The sequence below is a fragment of the Limosilactobacillus mucosae DSM 13345 genome (assembly GCF_001436025.1).
Lineage (GTDB): Bacteria > Bacillota > Bacilli > Lactobacillales > Lactobacillaceae > Limosilactobacillus > Limosilactobacillus mucosae.
Window position 1 is genome coordinate 1 of record NZ_AZEQ01000007.1, and the last position, 25,028, is coordinate 25,028.

At 40.5% G+C, this 25,028-nt stretch carries 25 protein-coding genes; all 25 read right to left on the reverse strand.

Annotated elements, in window-relative coordinates; translation table 11 throughout:
• Positions 1–434: 434 nt before the first annotated feature.
• The 25 genes from FC47_RS04160 to rsmG all read right to left on the reverse strand — a co-directional run bounded on the left by FC47_RS04160 (position 435) and on the right by rsmG (position 24,942).
• A complete protein-coding gene (locus tag FC47_RS04160; RefSeq protein ID WP_056968052.1) occupies positions 435–1,256 on the reverse strand; it encodes a LicD family protein in 822 nt (273 codons plus the stop codon).
• Positions 1,257–1,415: 159 nt separating this feature from the next.
• A complete protein-coding gene (locus FC47_RS04165; RefSeq protein ID WP_162258416.1) occupies positions 1,416–2,477 on the reverse strand; it encodes an acyltransferase family protein in 1,062 nt (353 codons plus the stop codon).
• Between the two features lie 156 nt (positions 2,478–2,633).
• Positions 2,634–4,088, reverse strand: coding sequence for a flippase (locus tag FC47_RS04170; protein WP_056968056.1), 1,455 nt, complete (start codon positions 4,086–4,088; stop codon positions 2,634–2,636).
• Between the two features lie 50 nt (positions 4,089–4,138).
• Entirely contained in the window at positions 4,139–5,269 is a 1,131-nt protein-coding gene (locus FC47_RS04175) for a glycosyltransferase family 4 protein (RefSeq protein ID WP_056968058.1), read from the reverse strand.
• Between the two features lie 246 nt (positions 5,270–5,515).
• On the reverse strand, positions 5,516–6,820 hold the full coding sequence (locus FC47_RS04180) for an O-antigen ligase family protein (protein WP_056968060.1): 1,305 nt from the start codon (positions 6,818–6,820) through the stop codon (positions 5,516–5,518).
• 3 nt (positions 6,821–6,823) lie between these two features.
• Complete coding sequence (locus FC47_RS04185) at positions 6,824–7,789, reverse strand: DUF6625 family protein (protein ID WP_056968062.1); 966 nt, start codon at positions 7,787–7,789, stop codon at positions 6,824–6,826.
• A gap of 12 nt (positions 7,790–7,801) precedes the next feature.
• The gene (locus tag FC47_RS04190) at positions 7,802–8,725 is read right to left on the reverse strand and encodes a glycosyltransferase (RefSeq protein WP_056968064.1); all 924 of its coding nucleotides are present in this window, start codon (positions 8,723–8,725) and stop codon (positions 7,802–7,804) included.
• Positions 8,712–9,692, reverse strand: a complete 981-nt coding sequence (locus FC47_RS04195) for a capsular polysaccharide synthesis protein (RefSeq protein WP_056968065.1) — start codon at positions 9,690–9,692, stop codon at positions 8,712–8,714. Before FC47_RS04195 ends, FC47_RS04190 begins: the two co-directional genes overlap by 14 nt.
• A 110-nt stretch (positions 9,693–9,802) precedes the next feature.
• A complete protein-coding gene (gene cps2T / locus FC47_RS04200; protein ID WP_056968067.1) occupies positions 9,803–11,005 on the reverse strand; it encodes a beta 1-4 rhamnosyltransferase Cps2T in 1,203 nt (400 codons plus the stop codon).
• Positions 11,006–11,103: 98 nt separating this feature from the next.
• Positions 11,104–12,144 (reverse strand): dTDP-glucose 4,6-dehydratase, encoded by a 1,041-nt coding sequence (gene rfbB, locus FC47_RS04205; protein WP_056968069.1) that lies wholly within the window; start codon positions 12,142–12,144, stop codon positions 11,104–11,106.
• A gap of 11 nt (positions 12,145–12,155) precedes the next feature.
• Positions 12,156–12,737, reverse strand: a complete 582-nt coding sequence (rfbC, locus tag FC47_RS04210) for a dTDP-4-dehydrorhamnose 3,5-epimerase (RefSeq protein ID WP_006499898.1) — start codon at positions 12,735–12,737, stop codon at positions 12,156–12,158.
• Between the two features lie 3 nt (positions 12,738–12,740).
• Positions 12,741–13,610, reverse strand: a complete 870-nt coding sequence (gene rfbA / locus FC47_RS04215) for a glucose-1-phosphate thymidylyltransferase RfbA (protein WP_056968071.1) — start codon at positions 13,608–13,610, stop codon at positions 12,741–12,743.
• A gap of 18 nt (positions 13,611–13,628) precedes the next feature.
• Positions 13,629–14,282 carry a sugar transferase gene (locus FC47_RS04220; RefSeq protein ID WP_081036735.1) on the reverse strand — a complete coding sequence of 218 codons (654 nt, stop codon included), beginning with the start codon at positions 14,280–14,282 and terminating at the stop codon, positions 13,629–13,631.
• Positions 14,283–14,365: 83 nt separating this feature from the next.
• On the reverse strand, positions 14,366–15,136 hold the full coding sequence (locus tag FC47_RS04225) for a tyrosine-protein phosphatase (protein WP_056968075.1): 771 nt from the start codon (positions 15,134–15,136) through the stop codon (positions 14,366–14,368).
• Between the two features lie 33 nt (positions 15,137–15,169).
• Positions 15,170–15,928, reverse strand: a complete 759-nt coding sequence (locus FC47_RS04230; RefSeq protein ID WP_056968077.1) for a CpsD/CapB family tyrosine-protein kinase — start codon at positions 15,926–15,928, stop codon at positions 15,170–15,172.
• 12 nt (positions 15,929–15,940) lie between these two features.
• Complete coding sequence (locus tag FC47_RS04235; RefSeq protein ID WP_056968079.1) at positions 15,941–16,798, reverse strand: YveK family protein; 858 nt, start codon at positions 16,796–16,798, stop codon at positions 15,941–15,943.
• 12 nt (positions 16,799–16,810) lie between these two features.
• The gene (locus tag FC47_RS04240) at positions 16,811–17,818 is read right to left on the reverse strand and encodes an LCP family protein (protein ID WP_056968080.1); all 1,008 of its coding nucleotides are present in this window, start codon (positions 17,816–17,818) and stop codon (positions 16,811–16,813) included.
• A 251-nt stretch (positions 17,819–18,069) separates the two neighbouring features.
• Entirely contained in the window at positions 18,070–18,678 is a 609-nt protein-coding gene (locus tag FC47_RS10785) for a hypothetical protein (RefSeq protein ID WP_056968081.1), read from the reverse strand.
• A gap of 149 nt (positions 18,679–18,827) precedes the next feature.
• Positions 18,828–19,976 (reverse strand): IMP dehydrogenase, encoded by a 1,149-nt coding sequence (gene guaB / locus FC47_RS04250; RefSeq protein WP_006499311.1) that lies wholly within the window; start codon positions 19,974–19,976, stop codon positions 18,828–18,830.
• 226 nt (positions 19,977–20,202) lie between these two features.
• On the reverse strand, positions 20,203–20,982 hold the full coding sequence (locus tag FC47_RS04255; RefSeq protein ID WP_006499310.1) for a DUF1129 domain-containing protein: 780 nt from the start codon (positions 20,980–20,982) through the stop codon (positions 20,203–20,205).
• 26 nt (positions 20,983–21,008) lie between these two features.
• Entirely contained in the window at positions 21,009–22,106 is a 1,098-nt protein-coding gene (ychF, locus tag FC47_RS04260) for a redox-regulated ATPase YchF (RefSeq protein ID WP_048345628.1), read from the reverse strand.
• A 21-nt stretch (positions 22,107–22,127) separates the two neighbouring features.
• On the reverse strand, positions 22,128–22,328 hold the full coding sequence (locus FC47_RS04265; protein WP_006499308.1) for a DUF951 domain-containing protein: 201 nt from the start codon (positions 22,326–22,328) through the stop codon (positions 22,128–22,130).
• Positions 22,329–22,343: 15 nt separating this feature from the next.
• On the reverse strand, positions 22,344–23,219 hold the full coding sequence (locus FC47_RS04270) for a ParB/RepB/Spo0J family partition protein (protein WP_056968083.1): 876 nt from the start codon (positions 23,217–23,219) through the stop codon (positions 22,344–22,346).
• 18 nt (positions 23,220–23,237) lie between these two features.
• Positions 23,238–24,200 (reverse strand): nucleoid occlusion protein, encoded by a 963-nt coding sequence (locus FC47_RS04275; protein WP_056968084.1) that lies wholly within the window; start codon positions 24,198–24,200, stop codon positions 23,238–23,240.
• 16 nt (positions 24,201–24,216) lie between these two features.
• A complete protein-coding gene (gene rsmG / locus FC47_RS04280; protein ID WP_056968086.1) occupies positions 24,217–24,942 on the reverse strand; it encodes a 16S rRNA (guanine(527)-N(7))-methyltransferase RsmG in 726 nt (241 codons plus the stop codon).
• Positions 24,943–25,028: the final 86 nt, after the last annotated feature.

Genomic DNA, 25,028 nt, shown 5'->3' on the forward strand with positions numbered 1-25,028 from the left:
CACAAAATTATTGACACTCTCCTGATTTTATGAACATATAATAGATCCTTCATAATTATTTGTAAAGTATAAGCACACCATAGTAACACATATTTAGCAACCAAACTAACCTTCTATACTTGATAAAACTCAACCATTGGATTTTTTTAGATGGTTAAATACATTCATTTAGAACCTGGATTTAAATTTTATTGGCCATAGAAATCCAACTGCAACAAATAAAATTACTAATATGAGAAATGGGGCACCTCGCCAAACAACGAGATGCCTCAGTTTTTTACCCAGTACCTTTATGGTGTGCCTACATATAGACTAATTTTTTAAGTGTTACCTTGACAGGGAATAGTCCCCATTGTTATACAAGCAAAAAACTCAATATGGTCTCATAATTTTGCTATTTGCAAGAATACTTTTTACTTCCGCTAAAATAATACCTATTTTTTATAAGCACTATAATCATGATGACCAATTCTATCTTTTTCCCGAGGTAAAAGCATATAGTCTCCATACGCATGTCTTAAAACTGCATCATAATTCTTAGGCACTCTAAAATTATAGTTTTCAAATGGTACCATTATATAATTATCAAACCATTTTTTTTCAAAAATATCCTTCACCCCTCCTGAAAGCCACACGACACATCCAACGTATTTACTGTCGTCATACTGTTTTTTTCGTGCTAGACTCTCAAGTCTATCTTGAATTTTGTCTTTTCCAATAAGTTTTGAAAAAATAAAAAAAGGATACTTCATAATTTTTCTTATTGGTTTAGTTGTAGTACCTAAAGTAAAATGCTTACGAGTAGCTTGATAACAAATTGAGGACAATCGATCACCCTTTAAGCCATATTTCAACGCCTCCTTTTTATTATTTCCTAAACCATCAAAAGGATATATATCAATAAATACACCTAATCCGTATGACACTTCGTTCTGTGCATATGTAACATACCTATTATCACTAATTCTCGTAATCATATAAGGATAATCTTTATTTGTATCATGATTAAACACTTCTAAGTTTGGGTATTTATTTATATTTTTATGTAAATATTCCAATAAAATATCATAATCTGGTCTAGGCATCATTATATCTGTATCATCATCCCAAGGAATATATCCTTTATGTCTAATAGCACCTATTAAAGTGCCATACATTAGATAATACCGTAGGCCCCTCATTTCACATATGTCTGTAATAGTATGTAATAATTCTAAAGAGATTTTTTGTGTTTCTTTAATATTTAATTTTTTCATATTTTACTAAACTTACCTTACTTTAAAAAGTACTAAATAGCTATCTCAACAATTCTTATTTTTCTTAAGCTTGAATAAATTTAAAACTCAAATTCTATTCATAAATGGTTGTATCATTTTAATTATAATTAAATTTATTATTGTACGCTCAAGTAGCTTTTATACTGAAAATGGTAATTTAGAATGTCCTTGCTTAAATAGTTTGATTATTAATTTATAAACTTCAATAAGAATAATAAGCCCAAGAATTGTCATACACAGTGTCAAAGTATAGGATAAGTATCCCCTTCCAAGTAGATAAAGAACACCTAATTTTTTTAAAGCATCAAACACGAACATTTGCGCTAAATACATTTCCATACTAATACTGCTTAAATATTTCATAACTCTATTGCTAAGAAAATAGTTATTTTGTTTAGTACCAACTGCATAACTTAACCAACTTCCAAAAACAATAATTGTTTCTAAATCAACTGCATCATTTGAAAAATTCTGCTTCGCATTAAAAAATAATGAAATGTAAAAGAAAACCGTAATAGTAATTGGTATAACTACTCCTATTTTTAATTTAGAAAGAAATCGCGAAATATCTAAGCGATATAAATATATTAATTCACCCAAAATTAAGAATGGTGAGCAATATAATAATGTATGTCTATTACTAAATCCGGAGATTACAAATTTTGATGTATAAAAGTAATTAGCACAGGCAACGTTTAAAATAATAGATATAATGAATGATACCCAAGCACGTTTTTTTGTCCAACACAAAAATACAAAAAAAGGAAATAGCATGTAGAATAGAAAAACTACACCTAAAAACCAAGCTACACCAACTACATCCAGTTGATTATTAGGCAACAGACCAAATACCATTGTTAGTTCAGCTAATCCTTGAATTAAATGCTCCCTTGACCTAGTAATTACAATATCCAAAAAAACTAATAAAGAGAAAAACGGTAAAATTTTTATATATCTTCTTTTATAAAATGCATTAAAATCTACAGTATGGTTTTTAAAACGCTCATAATAACCCATGGACATTCCAAACCCACTAATCATCATAAATAGGTAAACTAATAGTGTCAGGGAAGGAATAAAAGTGTTTTTCATCCACCCTTCTGTAGCACTGTAATTAGAATTAGCCAAAATATGCATTGCAATAATACCAATGCATGATATGGCTCGTAATCCATCAATGTTATTAATATGTACTTTCATTTTGGAAATCATCCTACTTCTCTCACTTTTTATAAAATTAATATATATATAAATCTATAATATCTAAATCTCAACGTACCACGATGATTCTTTAGAAAGTAGTTATCATAATAGTAGAGGTAACTAACAAACTCTTTTAATACTTTAATAATCGAACTAACCAATCCTACTTCTCACTTTATTAATAAGATTTTTAGCAATAGTATTCTTTAAAAGATATAATATTAATATATATATTAACGAAGACAGAACAACTGTACTCATCAATCTTAAAATTAAATTAGTTACGATATTACTCAGAAAGTAACATACTATAATGATGGCACTACATCCAATTACCACAGTTAATAAATTACTAAAAAACCGTCTGTTATAAAAAATATTTCCAATTATATCTTTACAAAAATAATAGTTAAGTAACGTAGACGTAAATTCAGCAATTATTGTTGTCATTGCTGAACCTTTTTCCACAAAAATAGGAATCATTATAAAATTCAATAAAACATTAACTATCGCTGCAACAATGGAACTAACCAGTGTTTTATTTTCACGTTTTGCTGGAATTAAAACGCATTCCACAAATATTGTATTGACTATTGAAAATAGTAAAGCAACACTTAGTATTCTTAACGAGGCTGCTGCTCTTAAAAAACTTCTGCCGGCAATCAATAAAACTACATCTTTACTTACCAATATCAATCCAGTTATAGCTGGAAAAATTACTACTATAATAGTATTTATGACTTCTGCTAGTAAAGAATGATATTCGCGATATCGCTTTTGACCTATTAACATTGCCAAACGTGGTATAGTTACAGCCATAGTTGATGCTATAACTGGCGCAATCGTTCCATAAATTTTAGTTGCAACACTATATATACCAACTGCATAATCACCTTTCAAAAAACCCAGTATAGTAGTATCAGAACTGACATAGATAGTAACTGCCACCATTGTTCCAAAGATGTAAAAGATTGGAATTAGATATTCCTTCCAATTAAAGTTCCATTGTAAATTTAAGTCGACAAATTTTTTGGCATGAAAAAAATTTAGAAGATAAGACCCAGTGGAAGCAAATACCGTTACCGAAACATATTTTAAATAATCATTACTATGTCTCACTAAAGTAAAAAGCAAAATAATTGATACAATTTTAAATATAATATTTCGTGCAGTAATATATCCATATTCTTCATATATGGTGTAAAGCCAATCCATACCTATAGTCGTTAAAAAGATTTGCATACTAAAAATAAGTATCGCTTCTTTATAACTCCGTAAACTTGAAACAAATAATAAAGTTATAAATAATAACAAATAAGAGAATGCTGTAGAACACAAATTGATAGTAAAAATTCTACTTGCAAACTCACTAAATTTTTTTCTATCATCACGTAATTTAGCACCTTCTCGTACTGCAAATCTACTAATTCCCAGTCCAGCTATTAGAATAAAATAACTCACTATTGAATTTGAAAAGTTATATTTTCCAATTCCTTCAACCGAGAGTACTCTCGAAACGTACGGAAACGTAATTAGTGGAAAAATAAGATTTAAAATTGTTTGAAGACTATTTAAAAAGGCGTTAACACTTAATGATTTCGTTTTCAAAAAAATACCACGTTTCTAATAATTGCTCTTATTTCATTGCTAACTTTAATTCATCGAAGTAGTAAATAATAAGACATTCTGTCAACTAATTGTTGCATAGAAAACTCTTTTAAATATATTTTACGTTCATTTAATTTAATTTTTTCTATATCTTTATTATTAAATGCATCTACTATCTGAGCTACCATTTCATCAGTATTATTAACATCATATTTATAACCATTTACTCCATTTTCAATATATTCATATTGACCACATCCAGATGACACCAAACAAGGGCATTCCATCATCATTGCCTCTGTTACAACTACAGGTAATGGGTCGTTTTTTGAACAACAAAGTAATAAATCCATCCTTGTATATTCTTCTAACAAAGCTTTATGATCCAGACCATCAATCCAATTTATTTGTTTAAATTTCTGAGCTCTTTTCAAAAAAGTATGTTTATAAGCATTGTCCCAAGTTCCAGCAATTACATTAATTTTTACATTCTTAATCAGTTTTACAGGTATTTTTTTTAACAAAGATATTATTTGCAATTGGTTTTTTCGATCGCATAACATACCCACGACACCAATAACAAACTTATTTTTATCTTTCTCTAAGTGTTTAACATTATAGAACTCATCTTTAATTCCATAATGGAAAATACATGATTTTTCGTTGGGATAAAACTTTTTAAAAGCCTTTTCCGTATTCGAACTAACACATAATACTGTTAAATTTTTCGATAAGTCTTTGGGCATTTTATTAGCCATTTTTTTGAATAAATCTTCACCTTCATGCAACCACCAAACTATTGGGCAAGCAAATTTATTTTGAATTTGTTTGATTACATTAGAACAGATAATAGTATTAACTAAAAAAGCCTGTACTTTTTTTCTTCTTAAAGAATTTATATATAATTGTGAAAAATATTGATATACAAAAGGATAGTATCCATTTATTCTGTCTTTCTTTAATAAACTACCCCCAGTTTTATAAAGCATTACCACTTTATAATTTCGTGTATCCAAACTAAGCAATAATTTATTCAATACAACTGAAGCTCCTCCAATTGAAGAACCATCATGACCAACAATAATTAATAATTTTTCATTATTATTTATTTTACTAATAAATAATAAAAACTTAAAATAGTCAATCAGCGATATAATTGCCCATTTAAATTTACTAAGCATCATCTTTCCTCATTAATATTTTTATAAAACTGGATACTTTTTACAGCTAATTTCAAAAATTTTATAATTAATTAAGTTACTAATCTTTGCATCTATGTCTATTTGATAAAATCAAACTAAATGTATATCAATTCACCATTCCAAGTGGCTATAATTTCATATTACAAATTAAGTACAATAGCATAAAATAACTCATTTTATCATGCTAAATTTTATCATTTCTATAGGTATATATCTTAATATAAACTATTTCAAACTCCCATTTCTGTAAAAATCTGTGCTTTTTAACAAATAAAAAATAGATAAATACAGTAAATATATTTGAAAACCTGGCGTTGATGTAATACTAATGGTAATTACATATGATAACGCTACAAAAAAAACATCTAAAGATCTATAGAGCCTAGGAATTTTAATAAGAAAATATCCAATCCAGATAAATTCCGCACAGATTCCTAAAATTCCATATTCAACCATAGTGCTTAACCATACACTTTCCATTCCCAATAATTGTTGTGTTAACGCAACTTGAGTAATATCCGTAACTGTACTTTGAAATTTATCTCCTAATCCAACCAGAGGATTATATTTTAGGAGCTGAAATCCACTTTGAAATTGTCCAATTCGTTGTTGTAGACTGCTTCCTTGTATTTGAGCGGCAGCAGACTGATTAAATAAAGATTTTAAAACAACTAAAGTATTATTTTGTACTAGAGGTACTAGACATATTCCAATAAGTAATGCACTTATTAAAAAGTAATAAAATCTCTTCTTACGAAAATCAACAACACTTAGTAAGCTCAACCCCATAAATACTAAAGGAGATCTCATTTTTGTTAGAAAAACACAAAGAAAACATAATATTGCTGTAACAGTAGAAAAAAATTGCCATGGTAATTTTTTATTGCGTTTTACCTTGAGAATAACAATAGTAATAAAATAAAGCGCCCAAGTTAGCCCAGCTCCAATACTATGAGAAAAAACCGAAGAAATTCTGTAACCTCGATTTTCTGTTTCATATGAGTAGTCAATTACCTTTTCAGGATCCTGAACTAAAGTTGCTTCATACTGTTGCAATGGATTAGATTGCAATAAAAACTCTACAAAACCATAAATACACGTGATAAACATTATCAATGTAATACCTTTAAATAATACTTTAAAGTCCTCTTTAGTTTCTACTAAATTCCAAATTAAAAAAATCATTATTACATTGTCTAGAACATTTTGAATATACCTAGTTATTTCGGAACCAAAACCATCGACAGAAAATACCGAAGACAAAAACCAAACTACACAAAAAATTAATAGAGGTACTTTATATGGCATTTCTACAGAGGTCCTCTTATATTTCTTACCACCTAAGAAGTAATAAATACAGAACCACATAGATAAAACAGTATCTGCTGTTAATAACGGAACACCTGGAATTGAAATAAATGATATATTCTGAACTAAAATAATTTTATAAAGCAAAAATGCAAAAAAGGCATTTTTATAATTAAAAAAACTATATAAAATTATGATTAAAGAAATTACACCAAATATCATTATCTAACCTTTTTTTAAAATATACTTATTAAACCTGCGTCTCCAAATAAAAATTTCCTTTTTTAGATAAAAATTAATCTGTTGAAACGATGAAAATTTATTATACTTATCTATGTCACAAACATTATTAACTATTTTCGGTTCTTCTAAACACTCATCGTTAGTTAGATACAGAAAATCATTACAACTTTGAATGTTATTGGGTACTATATACTTTCGTTTTTGAAAATGAAAATATATGTATTCACTATTTGATAGATTCATATTATCTGCAGCAATCCTACATAAATGCCCATTTTTCCAATAAAAGCATTCGTGCTTAAAATCAAAATCTTTTTTTAATATATTTTGCGGAACATTAGAGGTAACTCTAGTAAGATGATATTTCCAAGGATCCACGTCAAAAAAATCCCAGCTCTTATACGTTTTGTAGTTATCATGGTCAAATTTTTGTTGAATGCCAAATAACTCATCAAAGACACAATTAACAGAAGTTGTAAAAACTTTTTTATAGTCCATACCATACGAACTCATAAACTCTCGATTAATATCATCTGTATTTTTATATAATGACAAATGACCGTGTTGATATATTTTGTCATATTTTTCCAGTATTTCTGGTGTTAAAAATTTGTCAAAGTCTCCCATAACTATATCTAAATCACAATATCCCCAGAAATCGTAGTCCTTTAAATAGTCTTTGAAAATTAACCCATATGCAGGTCTATAATCGCAAAGCTTATATGGAGCGTTTAACACAATTTTAAAGTCAAAAAGGCTTTGTATCTTATGCACCAATTCTTGAAACGTAATATGAACTATTCGTAAATTTTTTAATGATAATTCAAAATCTGTATCTGTAAATAATAAAACATCAATATTTTTATTATTAGATAATGATTTAAAAAATAAATTTGAGTATTGTGGAATGTCTCCAAAATACGGAACAATTAAACAAATTTTATTCATTATTAATTACCTTTATTTGTTAAGTAGTAAAATGTCACCAATTAGTTGCCGTTTCCTTCTATAAATGTCCATATAATTAATTAAAATTTGAAAAACATAAAGTAAATTCTTAGATTCAAAAAATTTTTCCCTCTTTAAATTTCCCCGCTGTTTATGATAAACTATTCTCTTTTTTAAGTTAATCTTATCTATAGTGGTATCTTCATTTAATCTGCTGAGTAATGAATTAGTAATATTTTTTTCTAAATTTATACCTTTTAATGTACTACCTTTATCTCTTTTTTTTCTAGATTCATTATTCTCATGAATTCGATGCAAAATTGTACTCGAATTTAATAATGCGAAGCTATCATCTAGGGTACTCATTTTCCATAGAAAGTCATCATGTGCCCAACCGTCTTTGTAAAAAGGCAAAACATGCATTAAATATTTTTTTCTCACAGCCATAGTGCAACCTGAACACTGAATTAAATAATTCTTATTATTGAATGGAATTAAATCATAAGAATTACTAGTAATACTTAACATAACCGAACTACTTTCACCCATCCATTCAGTTTCATGACTTGCTAAAACATTGATATTATCATTTTCTGAGAAAATTTGATCATAAATCTCAATCTTATTTTGAAACCATATATCATCTTGATCACTAAAGAAAACCAAGTCTCCTTTTGCCTGTTGTGCGCCAAACATAAAATTATGTTTCCATCCTTGATTAATTTTATTTTGAATAATCTTCCATTTGCTGTTTAAATTATAAGAAGAGATATATCTTCTAGCCATTTCAACCGTAGCATCCTTGGAACAATCATCAATAATTAAAACTTCATCAACACAATTACTTTGATTTTTCAAGGATTTTAATTGGTCTAATATGTATTTTTCACCATTGTATGTCGACATTACTACAGACACCGTATTATTTTTTTGCATAATCTTCTACTACGCTTTCTTTATAAAAGGAATTAATTTTTTTATAAAAAGTATTATCAAGTTTTGAATTTGACTCTTTAAATTTATAACTTAATTTATGAAATGGTGTTTGCTTAACTATTGCTTGCCACATTTCTTCATCGTATTTGTCAAACATCCTTAATAATAGTTCATGTGGTGTTGCATTATCTCTTGGAATTATTTTATGCCAATCATCTTTATACACATCTAAAACTATTGACATAAAATCATGCAATAAGAAATAATCTATCAATTCATCATTACGTTTCCAATATTCATAACATAAATACTTTGTAGCTTCTAAAATTTTGTTATGTGATTTTGCATTTATATACCAACTTGATATATATGTAGAATGTCCATCACGACCAGGCTTTAAACACTGATAAAAAAATAATTCAGAATTAAAAAAATAATCTGGAATTTTAGATTCCCGCTCTGTACATAATACTGTAGCGTCAATCCAAGTTCCGCCAAATTTGGTCAGCAACTCTAAACGCAATAAATCTGTCAAATGAGTATTACTAATAATACCTTGTTTCCATTTTTTCTCAATGTAACTAGGAAGCGTTACATACTTATTTAAGTTAGAACTTGTTACAATTATAATTTCTTTATTTGGTAAATTTTTCTTTAACGAGTTATAACAAGCCCTGACTATTTCCGGAGCATTTTCCATACCTTGTAACCAACAAACCCAAACCTTATTTGAAGATTTGTGTTCACAGTTTTCATCATACTGAAAGGAATTTAAAGCTGCTTGATATTTTTTTAGTAAATGCTGCTTAGTTTTTAATTCAGTTGTTAGACGTAAAATCTCTAAAGCTGTTCGACTTTTTCCAAGCAGTACAAACTCACAGATTGCTGTCCCTAAAGCTCCACTTTTATAATATTGCCTTATTAGCTTCATACCGCCTTGTTTTTTAAATATCTCTTTTAAACTCATCTTTAGTCCTTTAGTTTTCGTTACCAATTAACATTTATGAATAGTAATTGTTCTTCTAAAGCTTTTACATATCTTTTACAGTTTGTAAAAAATAACAGCAATACTCATTGCTAATAAAATACTCGATTATATTCTTCAGTACTCAATTGCCAACTATAGGCATCTTTTATCCGTTGTTTAGCCTTTTTACCAAGACTTTCAATCTGTTCAGGCGTCATTTGCTGAGTCTTATTCAATAACTCACTCAATGATCCTGATTCCTTAGTCCAATATAACGCTGAATCTTGAGCAACTTCACGGTTAAAACCAACGTCATACAGCAAATTCAGTTTTGTGCTGCCCAAAGCTTCTAGCAATGACGGATTGGTGCCGCCAACTGAATGTCCATGTAAGTAGCCAAATGCATTTTCTCGAATATATTTTAGCAACTCGCCATCATAAACCGTACCGACGAACTTAATTCGTGAATCCTGATCAAAATGAGTCTCTGCCTTAAGGTCATCATAAAATTGATTATGTTCAACATTGGTAATCAATACTAAATCCTTGTCAACCTTACTCTTCATAAACTCCTTGATCATGGTTGCATAATTGTTTTCGGGTACGAAACGACCAACTACCAAGAAATAGTTGTTTTCTTGAACATTATGTTGCTGATACCAAGTACGTACCTTAGCATCGTCTGTTTTTAAGCTGGTTGCCGTCACGTCAGCTCCATAAGCGATAAACGTAGTCTTAGGATGATACTTGGCATAGGTAGTCTGGATGTATTTTTCAATATTAACTGAGTCACAAATTAGCAGATCGGCATGCTTAACCATTCCAGCCTCGGAAACTTTCCAGTATTTCCGTACTGGCTTGGACCATTTAGCCCGCATCCATTCATGACCATCGGGATTGACAAAAACTTGTCCCCCAAGCTGATGCAGTTGCTTGACGTATTTATTGACAAATGGCCCAATTCGACAAGCCAAAACATAAACAATTGGATGCTTGATTTGTTGAAGCTTGATTTGCCGGATACATTCCTTAAACGCGGCAATATCATAATAAATTGCTTGAGCTGATTTAAGCTTTTCTGAAACATCAACTTTAAAACAATCGGCATTGTAATAGGTAAAATGATGATCATCAATTGTCTTGGCATTTGGCAGCTTAGTTTCGTCCATTGCTCCTTGGCCATTAAATTTGCAAGCAATGTGATACTTAATCCGCTTATTGTTGCGATCAGTTTCAATCAGCTTTTTTAAAAAGGTCTCATATCCGCCATAGTTACCAATTCCTTTGGCCCCAATAATAAATACATCTTGCATCCTTCGTTATCCATTCCCTTTTTCATATTAAAAATTTCTCCTACCCCAGTAACGAGACCTTCATAAGAGAAATTCAATTCATCGATTGTTATCTGTTTTTATTGACCATTTTTAGCGTACTTGGCTTCCACAGCGGCTTTTTCCGCTTCCCACCAATCACGGTGTTCGGTATACCACTTGATCGTGTCCTTCAAGCCTTCACGGAAGTCCGTGTACTTAGGTTCCCATCCCAGCTCGGTCCGTAGCTTAGTAGCGTCAATCGCATAGCGCAGGTCATGGCCGGGACGGTCCTTAACGTGATCATAGGCGTCTTTAGGCTGCCCCATCAGTTCCAGAATCAATTCCAGAACCTCTTTATTGTTCTTTTCGCCATTGGCACCAATCAAGTAAGTCTCGCCAATCTTGCCCTTGGTCAAAATCGTCCAAACCGCTCGTGAATGATCATTGGTATGAATCCAGTCACGCACGTTCTTACCTGAGCCATAAAGCTTTGGCCGAATACCACTCAAGATATTGGTAATCTGCCGCGGAATAAACTTTTCGATGTGCTGGTAAGGACCATAGTTGTTTGAACAATTGGAAATCGTTGCCTTTAATCCAAAGGAACGAACCCATGCCCGTACCAGCAAATCAGAGCTGGCCTTGGATGAGGAGTAGGGGCTGGATGGACGATATGGTGAATCAGGCGTGAATTTTTCACCAGGACCCTCACCATGGCCAGGCAAGTCTTCCCGCAATGGCAGATCACCATAAACCTCATCAGTCGAGATATGGTGGAAACGGACATCATACTTGTGGCAGGCTTGAATCAGCGTGTAGGTGCCGACAATATTGGTTTGAATAAATGGATCGGGATTCTGCAGTGAATTGTCATTATGGCTTTCAGCCGCGTAGTGAACTACAGCATCAGCCTTTGAAACCAATTGATCGACCAGTTCTCTGTCACAGATGTCGCCAACTACCAGTTCCACCCGATCGGTTGGCAGTCCCGCCAGATTGGCCTTATTGCCAGCATAAGTCAGCTTGTCCAATACCGTGATATGTTCTACTTCCGGATGGTTGTTGACTACGTAGTGAACGAAGTTGGAGCCAATAAAGCCGCAGCCACCCGTTACGATAATATTCTTAAATTCCGTCATGTTCGCGTCTCCTAGATTTCACCGTAGACAAACGGATTGTCCTTTTCAAATTCCGTCAGGGTTGGCTGCTTGGCATCTTTTTCGGAAGTAATCGCCTTGTCAAATTCAATTGGCCAGTCAATGTTGAGTTCAGGCGTCTTAAACGAGATCCCGCCATCAGCTTCAGCATCATAGTAGTTGTCGCATTTGTAGACAAAGTTGACATTGTCAGTCAGCGTCAAGAATCCATGAGCAAAACCGCGTGGTACCAACAGCTGACGATGGTTGCTGGCGGAAAGAATGTAGCCTTCCCACTGCTTGTACGTTGGTGAACCCTTCCGCAGATCAACAATAACATCCAAAACCGCGCCGGTAACCACGCGAATCAGTTTCGTTTGCGCGGCCTGACCACGCTGGAAATGCAAGCCGCGCAACACACCGGCTTGGGTGGACAGCGACTGGTTGTCCTGGACAAAGTCAAAATCAATGCCGGCAGCTTTAAAGTCACGATCAGAGTAGGTTTCCTCAAAGAAGCCGCGGTGATCACCAAAGACAGCCGGCGTGATAATCTTAACGTCTTGTAGTTTTGTCGTTTGAACGTTTAATTTACCCATAGTCTATTTCTCCTCTGCCAAACGCAATAAGTACTGACCATAGTCGTTTTTCTTTAATGGCTGTGCCAGTTGAATCAGTTGTTCTTTATTGATGTATCCCATCCGGTAGGCAATTTCTTCAATTGCCGCAACCTTCAGATTTTGCCGTTTCTCAATCGTGGCGATAAAGTTGGCTGCTTCCAGCATTGAGTCATGCGTGCCGGTATCGAGCCAGGCATAGCCACGCCCCATCAACTGCACGTCCAGTTGCCCACGTTTTAAGTATTCTCTGTTGACATCAGTGATTTCTAATTCGCCTCGGGCTGAAGGCTGAATGTGCTTAGCAATTTCAACGACATCATTATCATAGAAGTAAAGCCCAGTCACTGCATAATTACTCTTAGGCTGTTTTGGCTTTTCTTCGAGTGAGAGGGCATGCATGTTTTGATCAAACTCAACCACGCCAAAACGTTCTGGATCATTGACATGGTAGCCAAACACTGTTGCCCCACTTTCTTTTTGTGCGGCATTTTGAACCAGCTTGGAAAGTCCCGAGCCGTAGTAGATGTTGTCGCCTAAAACCAATGCAACCGAATCATTGCCAATAAAGTCTTCACCTAAAATAAATGCTTCGGCCAAGCCATTTGGATGTTCCTGTACTTGGTAGGAAAAACTCATCCCGATTTCCGAACCGTCCCCCAACAGTTCTTCAAATAACGGCAAATATTCTGGCGTTGAAATCACCAAAACCTCACGAATTCCCGCCAGCATTAAAGTCGACAGCGGGTAATAAATCATCGGCTTATCATAAACCGGAATCAATTGCTTAGAAATACCACGGGTAATTGGGTAGAGCCGCGTCCCACTGCCCCCGGCTAAAATAATGCCCTTCATTATGTATTCTCCTAACTCCTAATATGCACTATTCGGAAAGATCATAATCTTGACGGTCATAAAGATAATCCAGCCGTCATACCAAAAACTGGCTTTATTTATGTATTCAATATCTAAACTGACCATTTCATCAAAACTGGCCTTATTGCGAACCGTTGCCTGCCAAAGTCCCGTGCAACCCGGCGTAACCAACAGTCGCTGCTTATCATAATCAGTATATTCAGCGACCTCGCTTGGCAGCGGTGGTCGTGGGCCAACCAGACTCATATCCCCTAAGAGGACGTTAACTAATTGTGGCAGTTCGTCTAAGCTGTATTTACGAATCCACTTGCCGGTTTTGGTAACCCGGGGATCTTCCTTCATCTTAAACATCGCGCCTTCAACCTCATTCTGGTCGAGCAGCTGTTGTTTAATCTGATCGGCATTCTGTACCATTGACCGAAACTTGTACATTTTAAACGGCTTTTCGTTTTTCCCGAGTCGCGTCTGTGAATAAATTACTGGACCACCATCTTCAAGCTTGATCCGCAATGCAATCACCAAAAACAATGGCGAAAGCAGCACTAAGGCAAGCAAGCTAGCCAGTAAGTCAAAGCCGCGTTTACAGGCTGGATAAAACAGCCGCTTTTTTACGCGCTGTTGATTGACGTATGCTTTAGTTTTTGTTGCCATCATTACACGATTCCTCCTCCCTTAATCATCCTCTTTAGTCGAAAAGAGGGCGAGGTTACCCCCCCCCCGCCTAATTTTCTTAACTAAAAGAACCAAAAACGCTTCTTTTTAGGCAGTGGCTGCCAATCTAAATTAACCTGTTCCCCATTAATAATGTCGCGCGCGTTTTGTTCATATGTATCAGCCAGCTCGGCGCCAAATTCACTACGCAATTTCTGCAACGCTTCACTAAGCTCGTATTCGCGATGACTCAAGGCATGCGCGTCAGAGGCAAAGATTGCTCCCTGCCCGGCCTTGATCATGCTGGTCGTCACCTTTTCAATCTTTTTGCCGAACCGGCCCAGATAGCTACTGGACGTCAATTGGGTCAGGCATCCCTGCTCCAAAAACGGCTGCAGTCTTTCCGGATGTTCCAATAGCTCGGCATTCCGTTCGGGGTGGACGATAATCGGCACGATGCCTTGCTGCCGCAGCTTAAAGACCATTTCCTTCGCGTACTGTGGCACTTCTTGGCTGGGAAACTCCAGCAGCATGTAGCGCCCGCCTTCATCCGCGAACAAAATATCGTCCTTACGCAAGGCTTCCAACAGCTCGCCATTGATGCGAACTTCCTGACCTGGAAAAACCGTTAATGGAATCTCGTTTTCATTCAGAGCCTGCTGAAAGTCCGCCGTCAGCTGCAGTACGTCGGCTTTATGATTGACATAGTGCCCATTCATATGATGCGGCGTCAATAAAGCGTGCGTTACGCCATCATTAACCGCGTCCTGGGCCAGTTTTAAAGAAGTCGCGAGGTCAGGTGAACCATCATCCACGCCTGGCAACAAGTGACAATGCAGATCGATCAAAACCATCCTGATTCACCCTTCCTGATGTATGCGACGAGCCTAGTTTTCCGATTCTTTTTCGTAGCCGTAGCCATATCCATAGCCGTAGCCATAACCGTAGCCCGCGTCGTCTTCTGGTACGACGTCATTCATGACATAGCCTAACAGATGCGCGTGACTCATCTTCAACAGTTCAACGGCCCGCCGCACGCCAGCTTTTTGCGTCACACCTTGCCGGACGACCAGCACTACGCCATCCACGCTGCCCGCAATCGTTTGCGTATCGGTAACTTCCAGCATTGGTGGCACGTCTAATACGACCAGATCGTATTGGGCCTGCACGGCTTCCAAAAGTACCTTCATGCGCTGTGAGCTCAGCAGCTCGGCTGGGTTAGGCGGTACCGCCCCGCTTGGCAGCAGGTCTAATCCTTCAATACCGCTTTCCTGAATCACATCGTTTAAGTTGACTTCTGATTGATCACTGCTCAAAACCGTTGACAAGCCTGACTGTCCGGTCAAATCAAAAGTTGAATTAAGCGTTGGGCGGCGCATGTCGGCGTCAATCAGCAGCACGCTCTTGCCTTCTTGCGCCCAGACGATCGCCAGGTTGGCCGCGACGGTACTTTTCCCTTCACTGATGTTGGCGGAGGTAAAAGCAATCGTCTTTAAGCGTCGATCCACGGCCATGAAGTGAATGTTGGTACGCACGGTCCGAAACTGTTCCGCGGCGACGCTCTTGGGCTTAGCCACCGTGATCAGCTTGGCGCCGTTTTTCATCGTATTGTTGTCAACTCGCGATTTGCGTTTAAAGATTCCCATCATAACCCTCCTTTAAACTCGGCGCGTCTGCGTGTTTTGCGAACGCCGCTTGATTGAGAAACCGTCATCCAGGTTGATGTGAGTAATCTGACCAAGATTCGTCAAGCCCAGTTCATCGACCATGAAGTCGTTGTCCCGCACACTGGTATCCATCAAATCACGCATCAGTATGATCATAAAGCTGATCAACAGCCCCAAAACGGCCCCCGCCAGCGTAAACAGCTTAACGTTAGGCGATGATGGCTTGGTGGGCGTTGTCGCGCGGGCCACGATCGTCACGTTGTTGACATTCATGATCTTCTTGACCCGTTTTTTGAAGACGCTGGCGATCGTGTTGGCGGCCGCCGCGGATTTCTTTGGATTATCGGTTTCTACGCTGACGGAGAAGACTTGCGAATTGGTCTGCGTCTTGATCGTGATCGCGTCTGACAGCTGGCTGGTCGTCATGCTGTAGCCTTGACCGGTGTGTTCAACCTTAGCTGGCTTAGCCGCGCTGATCAGCCGCTTGGTCCCATCAGCCAGCGTCTTGTACTTGGCTGGTTGGGCCTTGCGAATGACCTTAACTGGGTTGGCCAGCTCTTTTTTGGTTTCTTTTAGAATTACCGGACTGGTAATAATGTCCTTGTATGTATTAATAACCTGAATATCGGCCTGCTGGTTGTTGTAGGCCTGACCATTGGCATTGTTCTCATTTTTTTGGTTAACCAATAATTGCGTGGTTGCCGTGTATTTCGGCGTCATAATGAATTTAGAAACGATGAAGCCCGCCAATGCCAGAGCAATCGTACAAGTAATCAAAAACTTCAGATGTTTACGGCACAGATTAAACAGGCGACGCAAATCGATCGTATTGTTGCTGCTGTTTTCCAATGTTTTCCTCCTTTAATCAGTCACGCTGACGTGTTTAAGCTGCAAGGCATCGCGAATCTCATCGGACACGCGCTGCATCTCGCTGGTTGGCACGACTTCAAACGACTCGCCGCCTTCATTGTCGCCATGGCCCTGCGCGTGATCAGAAATCACTTTGCCATTAGCCTTGCGATACTTCATGGCTAAAGTCGTCATGTCGCTGAACGTCAGATTGGTCTTAGACTGATCAGCAATCGAATTCAAGAATTTTTGGTTAAGCACTGACTTATATGAAGCAGCTTCCTTCATTAAAGCGGTAATGACCAGGCGCTGCCGTTCTTGTCGGCCATAGTCACCCTGTGGGTCATCGTAGCGCATTCGACTGAAGGCCAGGGCTTGGGCACCATCCATGTGATACGTCTTACCCTTTTTAAAGCTATAGCCTTCATAGTCAAACGTCAAAGGCGAAGTCACGCTGACGCCGCCTACTTGGTTGATGGCTTTTTCCAGCCCGCCCATGTTGACCATTACATAGTAGTCAATTGGCACGTTAAAGTATTTTTGAATGGTATTGATGGTTTCTTTAACCCCACCATATGTATAGGCCGCGTTGATCTTGGCCGGTGAATATTCAGCGTAGTCGGGCAGATTAACTTTCATGTCCCGCGGCAGGCTGACAATCGTGGTCGTCTTTTTTTGCGGATTAAGCGTCATCATCATGATCGTATCCGTTCGGCCTTTATAGCTGCGGCCCAACGCCCCCGTATCAGTCCCTAGAAGCAGAATGTTGATCGGCTTGCCCTGCTTGAGGACCTTGTCAGCATTCCGATATGTCTTGGCGCCTGATTCGCTGTACATATTATTGGTAGCAACATGGACGTTTCGCCAGGCAACCCCCGCGAAAATCAAGGCGAGAATCACCAAAAGTCCAATAAATGACCACAAAATCTTCAAACCTAGTCGTTTCCGACGATGATGATGGTGGTGGTGGTGATGGTGCGAATGGTGCACCGGTTGATTTTGCTTCGATTCTTCATTCATATTTACATAGTCCCATTTTTTAAAAAAATTTTACATCTACATACCTTAAAATTATCCATGCATACGCCAAAAAAATCAAGGCGTCAAGCCCCGCACGTCTTGTCGCACTAAGGTTTAACGCCTCGATTGTTAAAAGATTAATTTATTGATTTATATACACGGTTACGCAATGTTACGTTTGTTAACGCTGTATATTTATATTTTATAAATAATTTAATGAAACAAAATTTGTTAATAAATTTTTTTATTATTTATTGCCCAATACCGCGCACGGTCAAATCTTTATCAATGGTCTGGTCGCCATTATGAGCGGTAACGTGGTATTTGCCCGGCTTTTTAAAGTTATAGGTTTGATCAGCCCCCTGCGCGTTGCCGTTCAAAGTTGTCACGACATTGTTATTGCTGTCTTTGATCTCAAACTGCGTGTTGGCTGGTGCCTTAAAGCTGACGGTCGCATCCCCGGTCTTGTTTAAGGAAACGTCAGTCGGAAAATCGACCTGCAGCTGACTGCTGGATGAAGAACTTGCAGATGAAGAAGTCGCTGATGATGAGCTGGCTGACTGCGAGCTGCTGGAAGAAGCGGCCGCGGCTGACTCTGAGCTTGACTGGGCCTTGCTGACCTTAGTGGCATGTTCATTGGCAGGATGATGTTCAGCCGGCGCACTGGTTTTATCTCTCGGCGTAGCAAATGCTCCCACCAGACCGATCACAAATAAAATGATCAAGCCCCAGTTCATGACTACCTGTCCTTTGCCGATTTCTGCCTGGGCATTCTTTTTGAGCCGCTGTGTCTGATAGATCCAGACGCCGACAAAACAAACGGCTGCTAAAATCATCAACAAAATGAACAGTTTCTTCATTATAATACTCATCCTTTTTCGAAGTTTGGCTAACTGTTATCTTAACACATTTAGCCAACCAGCCAATCAAACAATCATCAAATGACGTTTCAGAACGCAAAAAAGCGCTGCTTAAAATCAAGCAGCACTTTTGAATTAAGGCTTAGCCATTATTTGTAGTTAGGAGCAGCCTTGGTAATTTGAACGTCGTGTGGGTGTGATTCACGCAGACCAGCGTTCGTGATCTGAACGAATTGAGCGTTGTCGATCAAGGTTGGAATGTCCTTGGCGCCAACGTAGCCCATTCCGGAGCGCAGACCACCGACCATTTGGAAGATCACGTCAGCAACGTCGCCCTTGTATTCAACCCGAGCTTCGATACCTTCTGGAACCAGCTTGTTGGCTTCGTTGACCCCACCTTGAAAGTAACGGTCAGAAGAACCATGCGATTGAGCCATGGCCGCCACGGAACCCATCCCACGGTAGCCTTTGTACTTCTTGCCGTTTTCTTCAAAGACTTCGCCAGGGGCTTCCGTCGTACCGGCAAACATGCTGCCCAGCATTACGGCGTTCCCACCAGCAGCAAGGGCCTTAACGATGTCGCCAGAGTACTTGATCCCACCGTCAGCAATGATGGCCTTGCCGTATTCGTGAGCCACGGAAGCAGCATCGTAAATTGCCGTAATCTGTGGGACACCAACACCGGCAACCACCCGCGTCGTACAAATTGAGCCAGGGCCGATGCCGACTTTAACCACGTCAACCCCAGCGTCAAACAGCGCCTTGGTACCTTCACCAGTGGCTACGTTACCAGCAATCAGCGTAACTTCTGGGAAATGTTCGCGAATTTCGGCAATCTTGCGCAGCACCCCAGCCGAGTGACCATGAGCCGTGTCGATTACGATCGCGTCAACACCAGCCTTCAGCAGAGCTTCAGCGCGTTGGAACGTGTCGGACGTAACCCCAACGGCCGCCGCAACCAGCAGATGACCGTTTTCATCAACGGCAGCGCGGTTGAAGTTTGAGTTGGCAGGCAGTTCAACGCCTTTAACCGTGGCTACTTCGCCGGCTTGAGCATCGATGGACATGTTCTTGTGAACGACCCCCATCCCGCCTTGCAAGGCCATCGCAATTGCCATTGAGCTTTCAGTAACGGTATCCATCCCAGCACTGATAAATGGCACGTTCAGTTTAATATTCTTTGCCAGCTGCGTACTCAAATCGACTTCATTTGGCAAGACATGACTTTCCGCTGGAATCAGCAGCACATCATCAAACGTTAAGCCTTTCTTGGCAAACTTAGTATCCCAATTCGACATCAATCTGCACTTCCTTCTTTAAATATTAGCTACTACCTTACTAGGTTTTTGGCGATTGGTCAACGAATAATCGTGATTCTAACATAATTCTAATAATATTTTCCAGATTGTTCGGTTTTAACTCCTTTTAACCACCATTTTAGGACTAAATACCAAATCTGTCGGTGATAGATTCTGACAATTTATAAAAAGCACCGCGTTTCACGTGGAACCGCGATGCTGATTTTTATTGCCGCTGCTGACGGCGTGGCGAAAAGGCGCTGGTAATGTGGTAGCGTCCCCGCAGCCAGATGTCGAGGGCAAAAGCTGCCACCCCTAAAATCAGGTAGAACCATTGATTCAGACGTGGGTTGACGCTATTTGGCATCATGGCCGTCAGAATGTAGATCAAAATCCACATTACCAGACCACTGACCACCGTAACGATCCGTGCCCATAATGGCCGCTTGACGTATTTGCCGGTTTCTTCGTTTTTAACTGGCAGCATGTACTTGGCGATCCAGCCAAACAGAATCCCACCAGTAATAGCTACGATGATGATTGAGGTGATCCCCATATTGCCGTTGTGCGCAACTTTCATTGATTGTGGGGAGATCCAGTCCATCAGTCCAAACATAAAGGTAAAGATGGCAAAGAACATGATCCCGTTATCCAGTGCCATCAGCTTTAATGAGCTCTGCGTCTGGGATTGTTCAGTTGGCTCAGGGTGCAGCAGGGCGTGGGCCCGCTGCGTTGGCGTACCAAACAGGCCGCGCGCCGTTTGACCAGTCTTTTGGCCTTCCTGCAGCGCTTTGAGCGTTTCTTCAAGCATGGCTGGCTTTTTGGCTGGGTCAGCGCCCTGTGCGTCCAGCTGCTTGTTTAATTGGAACATGAATTCTTCGTTTTTACGCGTCAGTCCCTGCTTGCCAAAAGCCCGCGCCGTTTCTTGACGCTGGTCTTTGGCGTATTCTTTTTGTCGCTGGCCGGCAGCGGCATTGCGTGGTTGTTGTTCTTTTGATTCAGCCAAGATGTTCTTCCTCTCTATTTAATTGATTAGACGTTGAAGCGGAACTCAACGATGTCGCCGTCCTGCATTACGTATTCCTTACCTTCCAGCCGCAGCTTACCGGCTTCCTTAACGGCCTGGGCACTGCCCAATTCGTCAAGATCCGCGAAGCTCATGACCTCAGCTCGAATAAAGCCGCGTTCAAAGTCAGAGTGGATGATGCCGGCTGCCTGTGGTGCCTTCGTGCCTTTCTTAAAGGTCCAGGCCCGCGTTTCTGGTCCGCCCGCCGTGAAGAAGGTTTCCAGTCCCAGCAGTTTGTAGGCTGCCCGAATCAGCCGGTTTAGGCCAGGTTCTTCAACGCCTTCCATTTCCAGGAAGTCAGCCTTTTCTTCTTCATCCATTTCGGCAATCTGTTCTTCAGCCGCTGCCGCTACGCCAATGACCTCGCCATCGTCCTTAACGTGTTCTTTGATGGCATCCATGTATTTGTTGGCATCTGGATCGGCCATGTCTTCTTCAGCGATGTTGGCAACGTACAGGACCGGCTTGCTCGTCAGCAGGAATAGACCCTTGACGATTTTTTGTTCTTGGTCGTTGAATTCGATGGAACGCACGCTTTGACCATTTTCCAAAACCGGCTTGATCTTGTTTAAGACTTCCAGTTCAGCCAGGGCTTCCTTGTCGCGACCCTTAGCTGCCCGTTGAACCTTGGCCAGGCGCTTGTTAACGGCATCCAGATCGGCCATTACCAATTCCAGGTTGATCGTGTCAATGTCTTCGATGGGGTCAACCTTGCCAGAAACACTGGTGATGTCCGTGTCGTCAAATGCCCGTACGACATGCACGATGGCGTCAGTCTGGCGAATGTTTTCCAGGAATTGGTTTCCCAGACCTTCACCTTTTGAGGCCCCCTTGACGATCCCGGCAATGTCGGTGAACTCAAACGTGGTTGGCACGATCTTTTTGGCGGGAATCAGTTCTTGAATTCGTTCCAGGCGCTTGTCCGGTACTTCCACCATCCCCACGTTGGGTTCAATCGTGGCAAATGGGTAGTTGGCCATTTCGGCACCAGCCTTGGTAATAGCGTTAAACAGCGTGGACTTGCCGACGTTTGGCAGTCCCACGATACCTGCAGTTAAAGACATGAAATAATTGCTCCTTTTTAATTAGTCTGCTTCGTTTTCGGCATGTTCTAGCACCTTTTTGAGATGCTTTTCAAAGTTTTGCCGCGACATCATCACGATATGACCGCAGCCCGTGCACTGCAGCTTGACGTCGATCCCCGTTCGGATGATCTGCCAGCGGTTGGTGCCGCATGGGTGCTGCTTTTTCATCTGCACAATGTCGTTTAGTTCATAGGTTTTCATCGCAAACTCTCCTCTCTAATCGAACTTGACTCCCAAAAGATCCAAAATCCGCGTCAGGTCATCATCCGAGGTATACGGAATCTCGACTTTGCCGCCCCGTTTGCCCGCCGTCATCACGACCTTGGTGCCAAACCGGCTCTGCAGCTGTTCTTCGGCTTCACGAACGTAGGCCGGCTTTTTGGCAGTCGCCTTTTTCTTTGCGGGCTTGGCAGACTTGACGGCTTGATTTTGTTCGGCCACCAGCTGTTCAAGCTGCCGCACGGTCAGATTTTCCTTAACCGCGCGCTGAGCCAGCTTAACAAGCGCTCGTTCATCCTTTAGCCCCAACAGCGTGCGAGCCTGTCCCATTGACAAGCGGTGATCCTCCAGCATGTCCTTGACCGGCTGTGGCAGTCCCAGCAGCCGCAGATAGTTGGCAATGTAAGGCCGACTTTTGCCCAATTTTTCAGCGACCTGGGCCTGAGTCAGCTGCAGGCGGTCCATCAGTGATTGATAGGCCTGTGCTTCTTCCAGCGGCGTCAGATCCTCGCGCTGCAGGTTTTCTAAGACGGCAACCTCCATCATCTGCGAGTCGCTCATCGTCCGCACGATCGCGGGAATCGTTGTTTTGCCAGCCAGCTTGGAAGCCCGGAAGCGTCGTTCGCCAGCAATGATCTCATAACGATTCAGATCTGGATCCGGCTGCCGCAGAATGATCGGCTGAAAGACGCCTGATTCCTTGATCGAAGCTGCTAATTCCTGCAGGGCCGCTTCGTCAAAAGTACGCCGCGGCTGATATGGGTTAGGCCGGATCGCCGTTAGTTCAATTTCTTCTACGCTTTGCTCGTGGTCTTGTTTGGCATCATTATCGCCAAACAGCGCCGCGAGACTAAAGCCACGTTTTTTTGCCATGTTTCGCCAGTCCTTCCTTTAGTGCTTCGGAATGCGAATGGTAATCTCATATGAATCGGCCGTGTCTTTTTCACTGACCTTGGCTGCCACGCCGCTGTCCTTGACCAACTTAATGGAGTGCTTGATCGTGTTGACGGCAATCCGTGGGTCACTGACCTTGATTGATTTGGGCTGCTTTTTCTTAGCCCGTTTCTTTTTGGCCGGTGTTTTCGCAGCTGCTGAATCAGTCGTGACATCAGTTTCCGTTGTTTCGCCAGCTGCCTGGGCCATGTTCTCACTAGCAGCATCTTGTTGGACAGCCTGTTGCGCGGCCTTTTCCGCACTGGTTGGCTTGCCCAGCATCTGTGCCACGGCATCTTCAGTCTGGCGAACGTTCCAATGCTGGTTGACGATCTCCATTAAAAGCATGCGCTGCTGATCCTCATCCAGACTCAGCAGGGCTCGGCCGTGACGCTCGGTAATCCGGCCATCCAAAATCGCGTTTTGAACGGGCTTGATCAGTTTCAAGAGCCGCAGCTTATTGGCCACGAACGACTGGCTCTTGCCCATTCCCTTGGCCAGCGTTGCCTGGGTCAGATGGTTGAACTCCATCAATTGCTTGTAGGCCTGCGCTTCTTCAACCGGACTCAGCTGGGCGCGCTGCAGATTTTCGATCAGCGCTAATGAAGCTGATTCCGCGTCAGTCATCTTTTCAACGATTGCCGGAATCTTTTCCCATTGCAGCAGCTTAACGGCTCTAAACCGCCGCTCACCAGCAATGATCTCGTATTCGCCTGGTCGAAATTCCCGCACGACGATTGGCTGCAGCAGACCATGCTCGCTGATCGTCTGGGCCAGCTCTTGAATCTCGGTTTGGTCAAAAACCTTCCGGGGCTGGTATTGGTTAGGCACAATGGCGGCAACCGGAATCTCAACGACTTGATTTTTGGTTTCGCTGGCGGTTCCCTGGTGCTTGCCAAGGCCAAACAGTGAAAATGCCATGTCTCAATCCTCTTTTCTACTCAATTGACTGCTTGTTAGGCAGTCCTGGCCGCCGAGGGTATTTTTTCGGCGTGGCGGCAACTTTTTCAATTACGATCAGATTACGTTCCTCATCCGTACCAGGCAGGGTCAGCTTGGTGGTGTGCTCAACCTGGCCGCCCAGTACCTTGACCGCCTTACCGCCTTTTTGCAGCTCGTCTTTAGCGGCACTGGCCTTATAGGCGATGAACTCGCCGCCAACCTTAGCCGCTGGCAGACAAAGCTCGCTTAAAACCGCCAGTCGCGCCACTGCCCGCGCCGTAACCACGTCAAAACTTTCGCGGTAGGGACTCTTTTTAGCACTGAAGGTCTCAGCGCGATCATGAATCAGATTGACGTCGGTTAGCCCCAGCTTGGCAACCAGATCGGCCAAAAACTTGATCCGCTTGTTCAGTGAATCCACGATCGTAATCTTGAGCTGTGGAAAGGCAATCTTCAGCGGCAGTGAAGGGAAACCAGCACCCGCACCAATATCGCAAAGCGTCAGGGCTTCAGTCTGCAGACGAGGTTCGGCCAGCGCTCCCGTCAATGAGTCATAAAAATGCTTGAGATAAACTTCTTTTTGATCCGTAATGGCCGTCAGATTAACGTGTTCGTTGGTGGCCACCAGATCTTCATAATAAATCGCAAATTGGGTCATCTGAGAATCAGTCAGTTCAATACCGTGATCCTGCAGTGCCCGTCGAAATTCTTCCGGTGTCATAAATCCTCCTTTGTGAAACAGGAAGATGTTTCACATACTCCATTACTTTACCCCAAAAAAGCCGTTGTTTCAAGCGATCCAACGAT